The 12861-nt window shown below is 71.2% G+C and carries 9 protein-coding genes; all 9 read right to left on the reverse strand.

All coding sequences use genetic code 11. The features are described from left to right. Positions 1-2 precede the first annotated feature (2 nt). From OG714_RS09035 to asnB, 9 genes are read right to left on the reverse strand one after another with little or no spacing between them, the layout of a single operon-like run. A complete protein-coding gene (locus tag OG714_RS09035; protein ID WP_406119804.1) occupies positions 3-650 on the reverse strand; it encodes a PIG-L deacetylase family protein in 648 nt (215 codons plus the stop codon). Next, positions 647-1441: a sugar phosphate nucleotidyltransferase gene (locus OG714_RS09040; RefSeq protein WP_406119805.1), complete on the reverse strand. Its 795-nt coding sequence runs from the start codon at positions 1439-1441 to the stop codon at positions 647-649. Before OG714_RS09040 ends, OG714_RS09035 begins: the two co-directional genes overlap by 4 nt. After that, positions 1438-2688: a methyltransferase domain-containing protein gene (locus OG714_RS09045; RefSeq protein WP_406119806.1), complete on the reverse strand. Its 1251-nt coding sequence runs from the start codon at positions 2686-2688 to the stop codon at positions 1438-1440. Before OG714_RS09045 ends, OG714_RS09040 begins: the two co-directional genes overlap by 4 nt. Continuing rightward, on the reverse strand, positions 2685-3926 hold the full coding sequence (locus OG714_RS09050) for a glycosyltransferase (protein ID WP_406119807.1): 1242 nt from the start codon (positions 3924-3926) through the stop codon (positions 2685-2687). The genes OG714_RS09045 and OG714_RS09050 overlap by 4 nt, the downstream gene beginning before the upstream one ends. Positions 3927-3928: 2 nt before the next feature. Then, positions 3929-5218 (reverse strand): O-antigen ligase domain-containing protein, encoded by a 1290-nt coding sequence (locus tag OG714_RS09055; RefSeq protein WP_406119808.1) that lies wholly within the window; start codon positions 5216-5218, stop codon positions 3929-3931. 1 nt (position 5219) lies between these two features. Next, complete coding sequence (locus OG714_RS09060) at positions 5220-6764, reverse strand: right-handed parallel beta-helix repeat-containing protein (protein ID WP_406119809.1); 1545 nt, start codon at positions 6762-6764, stop codon at positions 5220-5222. Further along, entirely contained in the window at positions 6761-8725 is a 1965-nt protein-coding gene (locus tag OG714_RS09065) for an alginate lyase family protein (protein ID WP_406119810.1), read from the reverse strand. The genes OG714_RS09060 and OG714_RS09065 overlap by 4 nt, the downstream gene beginning before the upstream one ends. Beyond that, the gene (locus OG714_RS09070; protein WP_406119811.1) at positions 8722-10911 is read right to left on the reverse strand and encodes a bi-domain-containing oxidoreductase; all 2190 of its coding nucleotides are present in this window, start codon (positions 10909-10911) and stop codon (positions 8722-8724) included. Before OG714_RS09070 ends, OG714_RS09065 begins: the two co-directional genes overlap by 4 nt. A 15-nt stretch (positions 10912-10926) precedes the next feature. Then, positions 10927-12861: an asparagine synthase (glutamine-hydrolyzing) gene (asnB, locus tag OG714_RS09075; RefSeq protein ID WP_406119812.1), complete on the reverse strand. Its 1935-nt coding sequence runs from the start codon at positions 12859-12861 to the stop codon at positions 10927-10929.

Below are 12861 nucleotides of genomic sequence, written 5' to 3' on the forward strand. Positions count from 1 at the left end.
GTTCAACCCCCCAGGTTGAGCGTGAGTTTGGTGACGGCGAAGGCCTCGGCGTAGCGCGCGTGGCATTCGATACCGCGGATCCGGGCCAGGCCCAGGAAGGCCTCCCGGTCGTACCAGGGCCGGTGTCGCTGCGAGGGGTAGTGCTCCTGCAGCAGCCGCACCTTCTGTTCGGCGGTCTCCGGCGACAGCGGCTGGTACGCCGCCATGCGGCCGAGATCGCCGTCCCACTTGACGATCTCGTAGCCGAGCACCAGGTGGTCGCGGAACGCGGTGGGTATCAGCCGTGCCAGGCCGCGGTGGTCCTGGTGCGCGTCATCGGTACGCGGGGCCAGGATCAGATCCGGGTCGGTCCGCTCGCGCAGTTCCTCGACCGCGGCCTTGGCCTCGTCCCAGTGGGTGGGCAGCCGGCCGTCCGGCAGCTTGTGCACGGTCAGCCGCAGGTCGGCGCCCGGGCAGAAGGCGGTGAGCGCGGCCTGTTCCTCCTGCTCCCGCTCGCTGCCGCCGCCGGAGAGCACCAGTGCGTCGACGCGGATGCCCGGCCGCGCCTGGCAGAGCGTCAGCAGGGTGCCGCCGGCGCCGATGGCGATGTCGTCGCAGTGCGCGCCCACGACGACGATCCGGTCGAGAGGACCGGCTCCGAGCCTGATCACGCACGCACCTCCGCGCTGTCCCGCTCCCACACGGCCCACGGACGGTCGCCCCGGGTGTAGGCCTCGTCGAGCGCGGCCCGCTCCTTCACGGTGTCGGTCGGCTTCCAGAAGCCGCGGTGCTGGTGCGCCACCAGCCGCCCCTGCTTGGCCAGTTGGGCGCATCCGTCGGCGACCAGGTCCCCGTTCTCCGGTATGTGGTCGAAGACCTCCTGGCGGAGGACGAAGTAGCCGCCGTTCTCCCACAGCGGCATGTCGCTCACCGCGGTGATGCCGCCCACCAGGCCGTCCTCGCCCAACTCCACGCAGTGGAACGAGGACTGTGGCGGTACGACCATCATCGACGCCCCGGCGTCGCGCTGGGCGAACCGGTCGATCATCTCCGGCAGCGGGGCGTCGGTGAGCACGTCGGCGTAGTTGGCGAGGAACATCTCGTCGCCGTCCAGATGGTGCCGCACCCGGCGCAGCCGCTCCCCGATCGGTGACTCGATGCCGGTCTGCGCGAACGTGATCGTCCAGTCCGCGATGTCGGTGGACAGCAGCTCGGTGCGCCCGCCCCGCAGGACGAAGTCGTTGGACGCCGTCTCCTCGTAGTTGAGGAAGAAGTCCTTGATGTGGTGCGCCCCGTAGCCGAGGCACAGGATGAACTCCTTGTGCCCGAAGTGCGCGTAGTAGCGCATGACATGCCAGATCAGCGGTCTCGGCCCGACCATCGCCATCGGCTTGGGCACGTCGTCGGAGGTTCCGTTGCGCATGCGCATCCCGTAACCGCCGCAGAACAGGACGACCTTCATGCTGTGACCTCCTTCAAGACGCCTTCGACAATGCTCAGTTCCGGGATCGGAAAGACCAGCCGGCCGCCCCACTCGTGCACGAACGACAGCTGCTCGACCAGCTCCGCCCGCAGGTTCCACGGGAGGACGAGGACGTAGTCCGGCTTGTCGGCGGCTATCTGCTCGGGCGGCAGGATCGGGATGCGGGTGCCCGGGGTGAACCTGCCGTGCTTGTACGGATTGCGGTCGACCGTGTACGCGAGCAGGTCGGGCCGGATGCCGCAGTGGTTGAGCAGGGTGTTGCCCTTGCCCGGGGCGCCGTAACCGACGACCGTCTCGCCGCGCTCGGCCGCCTCGATGAGGAACCGCAGCAGGTCCCGGCGTACCTTGGCCACCCGGGCGGAGAACTCGGTGTACCCCGACAGCTCCTGCAACCCGGCGGCCTTCTCCCGGGCCAGCACGTCGGCCACCCGCTGCGACGGCTCCCCCGCCACCTCGGCCGGCCGGGCCCACAGCCGGATGGAGCCGCCGTGCGTGGGCAGCAACTCGACGTCCACGAGGGCGAGTCCGCCGCTCGCGAGGGCTCGGATCGCGGAGGCGACCGTGTAGTACTGGAAGTGCTCGTGGTAGATCGTGTCGTACTGGTTCTCCTCGATCAGGGTCAGCAGGTGCTGCACCTCGATGGAGACCCAGCCGTCGTCGGCGACCAGCGCGCGCAGCCCCTGGGTGAACCCGACGACGTCGGGGATGTGCGCGTACACGTTGTTGGCCACGACCAGGTCCGCCGGGCCGTGCTCGGCACGGACGGCCGAACCGGTGTCGGGGCTCAGGAACGCCGTGTGCGTGGGCACCCCCGCCTCCCGCGCCGCGGCACCGACGTTCACCGACGGCTCGATGCCGAGGCAGCGGATCCCCCGGTCCACCACGTGCCGCAGCAGGTAGCCGTCGTTGCTCGCGACCTCGACCACGAAGGCGTCGGGACCGAGAGCGAGGCGCTGTACGGCATCGGCGACGTACGTGCGCGCGTGCTCCACCCAGGAGGTCGAGAACGAGGAGAAGTACGCGTACTCCTTGAACGTCTCCTCCGGCGTGATCAGCGGAGGGATCTGCGCGAGCCAGCAGTCGGTGCAGACCCGCAGGTTCAGCGGGTACGTCTGCTCCGGCCGGTCCAGTTGGTCCGCGGCGAGAAAGCTCTCACATGGTGGTGTCGCCCCAAGATCGACGACGCTCGTCGTCGCTTCCGAGCCGCAGAGTCGGCATCGTGTCATCCGCTGTCCCCATCCCCCCTGCTCGCGCGGGTGTCCCCACCACGAGCCAGTGCTGACCGACCCGCGATCGCGGTGCGGTACTCCTCCAGCAGGCGCTCCAGGCCGACGGCCGGGCTGAATCCCTGCTCGTAGCGGCGCCGGGCCGCCTGCCCCATCTCCCGGTTGCGGGCCGGCTCGGCCGCGATCCGGCGTACGCAGGACGCCAGCGAGGCGGGCTCGCCCGGCCGGTGCAGCAGCCCGGTGACGCCGTCCTCGACGAGTTCGACGAAGGCGCCGTGACCCGCGGCGACGGTCGGGACCCCGGCCGCCATCGCCTCCACGACCACCAGGCCGAACGCCTCCAGCCACGTCGAGGGAGCCACCACGGCGACCGACCGCGCGATGGCCTCCCCGCACTCCGCCGTGTCCAACAGGCCGACGTAGCGCACGTCGTCCCGGCCCGCCGCCCAGGCGGTCACCTCCGGCTCCAGCGGCCCGGTGCCGGCGATCACGAGCGGTACGCCGATACCGCCGCCCGCCGCGATCTCGTCCCACGCGGTCATGAGCAGCCGCACGCCCTTGGCCTCCGCGAGCCGGCCGAGATACAGCACGTGCTCGCCGTCGTCCTTTCGGCAACTGCCCGGCTCCGGCACGAAGTTGTGCTTCACCGCCAGCCGCTCGGCGGGCATGCCGGACCGCACCAGGACGTCACGCTGCGCCGCGGAGATGCAGAGGAACCGCTCCACGCCGGACCACCACCGCCGCCGGTTGACCGACAGGCTGACCGCGAGCGGCACGGTCGCCAGGCGGGAGTTGCGGTAGCAGCCGTGCCGGACGGCGGGCAGCGGTGCAGAGCCGACGCACTCGGTGCACGGTCGGCCGTCCCGCTGGAGCGTGCCGGGCGGGCAGACCTGGGTGTAGTTGTGCAAGGTGGCGACGGCTGGCACATCGGCGTCGGCGCAGGCGGCGAGCACGGCGGGCGACAGGAGCGGGAAGACGTTGTGGACGTGCACCACGTCCGGCCGCTCGGCGCGCAGCCGGGCGGCGAGTTCCGTGCGGACGGCCGGGTTCCACGGCACCAGGAGCGGCACCGCGACCTTGCCGAGGAGGGAGCGGGCGCCGATGTCGTCGCTGCGCCGCTCGAACACCTCGACCCGGTGGCCGGCCGCGCGCAGCAGCTCCGCCTCCTGGTCGACGACCTTGTTCTCCCCGCTCGGCTGCGCCGAGTTGTAGCGGTTGTGCACCACGAGAACGTGCATGCTCAGGTCGCCTCCGATCTACGGGCCCAGCGCGGGATGTGCCGTCGCGAGGCTTCGGGCATCGAGAGGGAGGCGGCCTGGGCGGGGACCGCCAACAGCGAGGCGGCCAGGGCCAGATGGAGCAGATACGGCGAGGCGTCGCCGAGACCGGCCTCGGTGTACGAGGCGATCGCGCAGTAGCTGATCAGGAAGATCGCGCAGGCCCTCTCCAGCGACGGCGGCCGCAGCAGCGCGACGCCGCCCAGCACGAGGATGATCGCCGCGACGAGGGTGACACCGATCAGGCCCTGCTCGTTGTAGACGGCCAGCCAGCTGTTGTCGATCGGCAGCCCGCCGAAGGACTTGTCGCCCAGGCCCACGCCGAACACCTGCTCCGCGGTCGTCCGGGGCGCGGCCAGCAGGGCGTTCCAGACCTTGGCCCGGCCGGTGAGACTGGAGAAGTTCTCCTGGCTCTGTCCGCGCAGGAACCACGTCTGGAGCGCGGAGGCGAAGCCCACCGCGGCCACCACGGAGATCAGCACCGCCCAGGTGAAGAAGCGGCGGGCCGCGGCGCTGGTCAGGACGAGCGAGCCGATCGCGAGCGTCAGCCCGAGGAGCAGGCCGAGTGTGGCCGTCCGGGTGTGGGTGAGCGCGAGCAGCACCAGCGACGGCACGATGACCAGCACGGCGCTGGTCCGGTCGGTCCGTTTGCCGATGACGAGCAGCACGGTGAGCCCGATGATGACCGCCGCGTACTGCCCGATCTGCGGCGGGGTGAGCGGCCACAGCGCGCCGACGAGGCGTCCGCCGTAGAGGCCGGGCAGGGCCTTGCCCGGGGAGACGAGCAGGCCGGCGGCCACCGAGCCGAGGACCGCGTAGTACATCCGGATGTGGTAGCGGACGAACGTCGCACTGCCGTCCCACCAGCGGGTGAGCAGCCAGAGTGTGCCGATGAAGAGGGCCAGCCGGAAGCAGCGGAACAGCGCGCCCGTCCCGGATTCCAGGCTCGCGCTGGAGATCACGCTCGACACCAGCAGCAGGGAGAGCAGCAGCACGTAGGCGCTGGATCGGATGCGCACCCGTTGGTTGACCGCGAGCGCCAGCGCGAACGCGGCGACCAGCGAGCCCATGGTGACCATCTGGATGAGGGAGCGGGGCAGCGGGACGATGGTCTTCGCCCCGGCGGAGCCGAGCGTGTTGAGGACCAGCAGTCCCCAGACGATCCCGACGATCTTCGGTGTGCCGGCCGGGCGCGGTACGGCGCCGGGCGGCGTCTGTGCCGTCTCCGGTCCGCGCGTCAGGTTCTCCCCCATCTCAACCACCGGCCTGGAGGTCGAGGGTGCTGCCCTTGTCCTGCTGGTACGGCGCCGCCTGCCACTGCCCGAAGTCGAGCACCCGGCTCTGGTCCTCGGCGACGAACTTCCACGGCCCGACGTAGACGTTGTCGTGCCAACTGTTGTGCTGCTTCTCGGTGATGGCTTCGGCCACCCCTTCGCCGTGGTACGGCGACCAGTCCGGATAGGTGCCGTAGTTGGAGAGCACCGCCATGCGGTCGCACATCTCCGTGCACTTGACGACGGACTCGTCGAGCACGAAGCGGTTGTCGTGGATGTCCACCCGCTGGGTCTTCCACCGGCAGTCGGAGTACAGCGGTGCCTTGGTGATCGCCGGTCGCACGCAACTGCTCGTCTTCTTCACCAGCAGCGTGCAGTCACCGGACGAGGTGTTGGCCGGGCTGTTGCAGAACCGGTCGGCGTTCTCCCACAGGGTGATCCCGGACCAGTTGTCCTCCAGCACGTTCCCGTAGATCTCGATCTTGTGGGTGCGGGCCTGGACCCGGGGTTCGCCGCCGGACTCGGAGAGGTAGACGGTCGCGTACGGGAAGTTGTCGCCGCTGTCGGCCGCCTTGCGGCCCTCGACCCAGTTGTTCCGCCGGATCGTGTTGTCCCGGATGACCGCGTTGTAGCTCGTCTCGTAGATCAGTGCGGCACCGTCGTTGGCCTCGATCACGTTGTTCTCGATGAGGAAGTCGTTGTTGTTGGTGTCCGCCCACAGCCCGGTGCCGCGGTTGCCGTGCACCCAGTTCCCGCTGATGTCGGCGCCGTCGACCTCCCAGAACTTGACGCCTCCGGTGCAGCCGCAGCCCTTCTGCTTCCGCTCCCAGTCGCCGGTGTTGTTGCCCGTGATCTCGTTGCCCTCGACCACCAGGCCGGTGATACGGCCGTTGCCCTTGTAGGCGTTCATGCCGTATTGGCCGTTGTCGCGCAGGCAGTCGGCGCGGACCTGCTGGCGGGCACCGGCCATCAGCCCGGCGCCGGAGTTGTTCTGGATCGTCGAGTGTTCGATGACCCATCCGTCGGCCGAGTCGTGGTTGACGACGCCCTCGTCCTGCGGCGCGACGAACCCCTGCACGGTCAGATAGCGGATGGTGACGTCGGCGGCGTTGCCGGTGAAGGCGTACTGGTTGGCCTTCCGGCCGTCGAACACCGCGCCGGGCGCGCCGATGTAGTGGTCCCCCTTCTTGGGGATGACCTGGGCGTAGCGGTCCCGCTCGAGTCTGTGCGTGCCCGGCTTGAGCCAGAACGTGGTGTTCGGGGGGCTCTTCTTGGTCTTCGCCGCCAGGTCGCCGACCACCTTGGGGTCCACGGTCACCGCACCCGCCGGCGCCTTCGCCGGTCCGGATGCGGGGTTGGCGCACACCCGGGCAACGGACCGGGCGGCGGACGTGGACGTGGACGGCGCGGCGGTCGGCTTCGTCGTGGCCGGGGCGCTCGACGTGCTGTCGCAGCCGGTGACCGTCAGCAGGGCCAGCGCCAGCGGTGCCGCCGCCAGCGCCCAGTGCCGCCTCCTGTTCCTCACGCGCCCCCCTGGCCGCGGAACCCGAGCACGGTGGTGAACCCGTCCGTGCCGTCGGCGAATCCGGTGCCGACCAGCGTGGTGGTGGGTTCTTTGCGCCCGAATCCGGCGGAGTACCAGCCCAGCGGCGGGTCCGTCTCGCCGCGATGCGCCTGCCAGGACAGCTGCGCGGGCAGGTCGAGCACCGCGGAGCGCTCCTCACCGTCCCGGGTCCAGGTGAGCACGGCCCGGTGCCCGGCCAGGTCCGCGGCGATCGCCGGGCCGAGGTGGAACGCCAACCGCGCGTCCCGCGGGCTGTGTTGGCCGCGGACCTCGTCGACGATCCTCAGCTCCTGGCTCCCGGCCGTCAGCTCCACCCGGCGGCGGTGCACCGAGCCCTGGTAGCCGTCGTGCTCGGCGGCCCAACGGGCCACTCCCGCACCGGAGTTGTCCACGTCCAGAACGCGGCTGCGGGCCTGCCGGGTCCAGAGGAACGGGCCGCCGGAGACGGACTGGTCACCGCCGTCCAGTTGCAGGGTGTTGTGGCCGAGGGTCGAGCGGAAGTACTGCCGCCATGCGGGCTGCCCGTGATAGCAGTACGTCCCCGGGTCGGCGAGCACGTCCACCCCGTCGTGCCGGACCTCCACGGACAATGCGTCGGCGTGGGCGTGCGCGGCGATGGACAGGAAGCCGTGCGGACCGCCGTCGCAGCGGCACCAGATCTCCTCGGGACCGCGCAGGACGGTGAGCCCCGCGTCGGCGAAGTGGGCGGGCCTGGTCGCCGGGCGGGCGGTTCCGTCCTTCGTGTACGGCCGGACGAGCGCGGCCAGCAGCGGGGTGCGGACGTCGGTGCCGGTGACCGCCGGCCACCAGTCGAGGCGGCCGAACACGGCGTCGCCCGTTGCCAGGAGCGAGCCCCAGCGGTCGGTGCCCTCGCCGTCCAGGATCAGGCCGTATCCGTCGTCCGCGTCCCCCTGGCGGGGCGGTCGCAGCCGGTTGTCCACCACGGCCGCCAGGGCGTCGGTCATCCGCAGCAGCACCAGCCGGAGCGACGCGGGCACCGGCACATCGGCGGCATCGGCCTCGGCCAGCGCGGCCAGGCCGAGTTCCAGCACGAGACCGTGGTACTCGGTGGCCAGCTCGCGGTTGAGGCCGGAGTCGAAGGTGTTGGCACGCAGCTCCCGCTCCAGCGAGCGCAGCGCGTCCGATCGCCAACGCGCCGACGAGGGGAACCAGTTGAACGCGCAGGCCGCGGCGAACTGTCCGGCGGTCTCCGCGATGACGTGGTTGTTCGCCGAGGAGCCCCGGCTGGGGAAGGCGGCCAGCCAGCGCTGGTGGTGCCAGATCTGGTTCAGCGCGACCGGGTTGTCCTCGAACAGCTCGGCCGCGCCCGGCCAGCCGTCGAGCAGCCGCCGGACCCATACCCAGGACAACAGCCGGATGCCCAGCTCGATGCCGCTGATCCAGTGCACGCCTCGCAGCGGCGGGTTGGCCGCCCACCACGACCGCAGCTGGGCGGCGACGCGCTCGGCGTACCGCTCGTCGCCGGTGACCGCGTAGGCGGCGGCGAGCACGGTGAGGTGCTGGTGCCGGGACGGCTCCCAGATCTGCTTGATGTCCCCGGCCACGTCCTCGTCGCGGTACGGCACGTCGAAGGCGTAGCCCGACGGGGCCCGGCGCCCGGTCTTCGGGTCGTAGGACCAGTCCGGGTCGATGAGGTCGTCGCGGACCACCCCGAAGAACTCGGCGTGCCCGGCCATCAGTTGGTCCGCCTCGGCGACGAGCCGTTTCACGGCGTCCGGCGGCACCTCGGCGACCGTGCCCGCGGGCAGGACGGCGGTGAACCGGGCGCCGGTGACGGCCGGACAGGCGGGCGGCGCCGACCGCCAGCGCCGTCTGCGCACGGTGTCGCCCGCCCGGCCCGCGATCTCGCGCGGGCCCATCCGGGACAGTCGGCGCAGGTACCAGCCCGCGCTCATGGTCATGGCGTCCTCGCCAAGGTCACCGGCGCGCCGCCGGCCAGGCCGGTCCCCACGGCGAGGGTGGCCGCCGTGGTGGCGACCAGCGACTCCAGCGGCACCGGCATCGGCCCGCCGGTCCGAACGGCCTTGATGAACGCGGCCAGTTCGGCGTTCTGGCCCTTGTCCCGGGCCTTGGGCAGCCGCGAACTGACCCACTTCTTACGGCCGTGGACCGAAGCGCGGACGAAGTCGTCGAGCTTCAGCACCTTGCCGTCCCCGACCAGGTCCAGGGTCTCCTTGGGGAAGCCGGAGGCGCCGGTGGTGACGTAGCTGATGGTGGCGGTGGACCCGTCCGGGTAGCGCAGGACGACCTGGAGGTCCTCGTTGCCGGGCGCGGCCGTCGCGTACACGGAGACCGGGTCGGCGTCGAGCAGCCAGCTCGCCGTGTCGATGAAGTGGCCGCCCTCACCGGCGAACCGCGAGCCCTCGGCGCCCTGTTGGAGGTACCAGCTGCCGTGCTGGAGCTTGCCCGCGTTGACGAGGTAGCGCAGGCTCGCCGGACCGGTCCGGGCGCCGAACCGCTCCTTGGCCTCCTGGAGCAGCGGTGCGAACCGGCGGTTGAAGCCCACCTGGAGGCGGTCGTTGCCGGACTCCTCCACCGCCGCGAGGACGCCGGCCAGCTCGTCCTCGGTGAGGGCCAGGGGCTTCTCCACGAACACCGTCTTGCCGGCCAGCAGTGCCTGCCGGGTCAGCTCGGCGTGCGAGCTGTGCCGGGTGACCACGAACACGGCGTCGACGGACTTGTCGCCGAGCACGGCGTCGAGGTCGGTGGTCGCCTGGGCGAAGCCGAACTTCCGCTGCGCGTTGGCCCCCGAGAGCGCCGTCGTGGTGACGACGGTCGACAGCTCGACGCCCTCGCGCTGGGCCAGGTGCGGCAGCAGCATCGACGTCGCGTAGTTGCCGGCGCCGACGAACGCGAGCCGCACCGGAGTCTTGGCGGACCGGGCCGGGGTGGACACCTTGGCGGTGCGCGGCACCGCGGGCACGGCCACCGCCGGGGCCTGCGTCTCCCCCGCTTCCTCTTCCTGCTCGGGGTACCGGAACAGCACGGCGACAGCCTTCAGTTCGCCGTCCTTCAGCCGCTGATACGTCTCGACGGCGTCGTCGAAGTCGGCGATGTGGGAGACCAGGGGGTCCACGTCGACCCTGCCTCGGGCGACGAGGTCGAGGAAGCACGCCAGGTTGCGGCGCTCGGTCCAGCGGACGTAGCCGATCGGGTAGTCCCGGCCCTCCAGCTCGTACGACGGGTCGTAGCGCCCGGGGCCGTAGGAGCGCGAGAAGCGGACGTCGAGTTCCTTCTCGTAGTACGCGTTCCACGGCAGGTCCAGGCGGCACTTGCCGATGTCGACGACCCGGCCGCGGTCCCGTGCGAGCCGGGCGGCCAGCTCGACGGGCTGGTTGCTGCCGCCGCCTGCGGCCAGGAACACCTGGTCCACGCCGTGGCCGTCGGTGAGTTCGGCGACGGCCGCTTCCACGGCCGGGGACGCGGGGTCGCCGCAGGCCGCGGCGCCCAGGCGCTCGGCGAGTTCGCAGCGCGTCGGGTCGGGGTCGGCGCCGACCACGCGGACTCCCGCGGCGGTGAGCAGCTGCACCACGAGTTGCCCGATGAGGCCGAGGCCGATGACCAGCGCCACCTCGCCGAGCTGCGGCTCGCCCTGGCGGACACCCTGCATCGCGATCGAGCCGACGGTGCCGAAGGCCGCGTGCTGCGGCGCGAGGCCTTCGGGGACGGGGGCGTAGAGGTTCTTCGGCACCCAGTTCAGCTCGGCGTGCAGCGCGTGTTCGTTGCCGGCGCAGGCCACGAGGTCGCCGACCTTCACGTCGTCGATCCCGGCGCCGACCTGCTCGACCACCCCGCACAGCGAGTAGCCCAGCGGCGTGTAGGAGTCCAGCTTGCCCATCACCTTGCGGTAGGTGGCGGGCACCCCGTTGGTGGCCACGCTCTGCATGACCTTGGCCACCTGGTCCGGCCGCGAGCGGGCCTTGCCCAGCATCGACATGCCGGCCTCGGAGACCTTCATGAGCTCGGTGCCGGTGGATATCAGCGAGTAGGCGCTGCGGACCAGCACACCGCCCGGCTTGCACCCCGGTACCGGAACGTCGAGCACCGCCAGCTCGCCGCTCTTGTAGTTCTGTACAACCTGCTTCACCAGAACTCCTGATTCCTAAGCCATCGACCGAGTGCTCTGGGCGGAGCCAGAGGTCGCGTCGCGATACCAGTACTCGAGGGTCAGTACGTGCCACAGATGTTTGGAGTAGTCCGCCTGTCCGGCGGCGTCCTCGGCGACCATGCGCGCCAGCGCGTCGCGGCGCAGGAGCCCGGAGTTGACGAGCACGCCGTCGTTGACGACCTCGCGCACCAGCGGTGCCAGGTCCCGGCTCATCCAGGCGCGCAGCGGGGCGCTGAACAGGCCCTTGGGCCGGTACACGATCTCCCGGGGCAGGATCGAGGTGGCCGCCTCCTTGAGGGCGGCCTTGCCCTGTCGTCCGACGATCTTGCGGTCGCCGGGCACGGTGAACGCCGCCTTGACCACCTCGACGTCCACGTACGGCACCCGCACCTCGGTCGACGCGGCCATGCTGGAGCGGTCCGTGTAGGCGAGGTTCAGGCCCGGCAGGAACATCCGGGCGTCGGTCAGGCACATGCGGTTGACGAAGTCGTCGAGGTCGTTGTCCTGGTAGACGTCGGCGTGTTCGGTCAGCACGTCGTCGACCGTTCCGGCCAGATCCGGGTTGATCAGGGCGAGCAGTTCGTCCTGGTCGTACATGGTGTAGCTGCGCCGGAACGCGGTCTCCTCGGGCAGATCGGCGAAGGAGAGGAACCGCTTCGCGAAACGCACCGACCGGTAGCCGCGCCGGGCCGAGGCGACCGGCAGCCGGTCCACGACCCCGGACACCCCGCGCCGCAGGGGCCGGGGGACGCGCTGGTAGCGCAGCGCGAGCAGGTTGGCGAAGTGCTTGCGGTACCCCGCGAACAGCTCGTCCGCGCCCATCCCCGAGAGCATCACCTTGACCCCGGCCTCCCGGGCGGCCATGCAGATCAGGTACGTGTTGATCGCGGCGGGGTCGCCGATCGGCTCGTCGAGGCTGTACGTCATCTGCGGCAGCAGGTCGAGCACGTTCGGGGCGATCTCGATCTCGTGCAGGTCGACGCCGAACTGCTCGGCGACCTGCCGGGCGTAGCGCAGGTCGTCGGGCATCGCCTCGAACTTGGCGTCCTCGGCGCGGAAGCCGATCGTGTAGGCGGAGATCCCGGGTTGGTGGCGGGCCGCCAGCGCGGTCAGATAGCTGGAGTCGAGGCCGCCGGAGAGGAAGGTCGCCACGGGTACGTCGGAGAGCAGGTGGCGCCGGGTCGACTCCTCGACGACGGCGTCCAGGTCCGGCTGTTCACCGGCCAGCGCCCGGTCCCGGCCCTCGGCGGCGACGTCCTTCAGGTTCCAGAAACTGCCGCGCTCCACCCGGCCGTCGGGCCGGCAGCGCAGCCAGCTCCCCGGCGGCAGCTTCTCCGCCTCGCGGAACGCGCAGCGCGAGTCCGGCACCCAGTAGTAGAGGAGGGAGGCCACCAGCGCCGCATGGTCCACCTCCAGCGACTTGCCGGTCGCGGCGGCCAGCGCCTTGAGCTCGGAGGCGAACATCAGGCCCTCGCCGCGCCGGAGCAGGAACAGCGGTTTGATGCCCAACTGGTCGCGGGCGAGCACCAGTTCACCGGAGCGCTCGTCGAAGACACCGAACGCGAACATGCCGCGCAGCCGGGGCAGGCAGTCCGTGCCCCAGCGCCGCCAGGCCTCCAGGAGCACCTCGGTGTCGGAGGTACCGCGGAAGCGCACCCCGGTGGCCGCCAGCTCGGCACGCAGCTCGGGCGCGTTGTACAGCTCGCCGTTGTACGTCAGGGCGAGGCCGTCCGAGACCATCGGCTGGGCGCCGGTCTCGGACAGGTCGATGATGGACAGCCGACGGTGCCCGAGCTGCACTTCGCCGTCACCCAGGGGGTGGCCGTAGCGGCCCGCGCCGTCCGGGCCCCGGTGGGCGAGGGTGTCGGTGAGCCGGTCGGTCACGGCCTTTCCGTCCGGCCATCGGTACGTGCCCGCTATGCCACACAC

Source organism: Streptomyces sp. NBC_00989 (assembly GCF_045162655.1).
Classification (GTDB): Bacteria; Actinomycetota; Actinomycetes; order Streptomycetales; family Streptomycetaceae; genus Streptomyces.

Coding starts and splice junctions, on each gene's coding strand:
- OG714_RS09055 (WP_406119808.1), bottom strand. CDS start 5,218: ATGGGGGAGAACCTGACGCGCGGACCGGAGACGGCACAGACGCCGCCC.
- OG714_RS09050 (WP_406119807.1), bottom strand. CDS start 3,926: ATGCACGTTCTCGTGGTGCACAACCGCTACAACTCGGCGCAGCCGAGC.
- OG714_RS09045 (WP_406119806.1), bottom strand. CDS start 2,688: ATGACACGATGCCGACTCTGCGGCTCGGAAGCGACGACGAGCGTCGTC.
- OG714_RS09065 (WP_406119810.1), bottom strand. CDS start 8,725: ATGACCATGAGCGCGGGCTGGTACCTGCGCCGACTGTCCCGGATGGGC.
- OG714_RS09040 (WP_406119805.1), bottom strand. CDS start 1,441: ATGAAGGTCGTCCTGTTCTGCGGCGGTTACGGGATGCGCATGCGCAAC.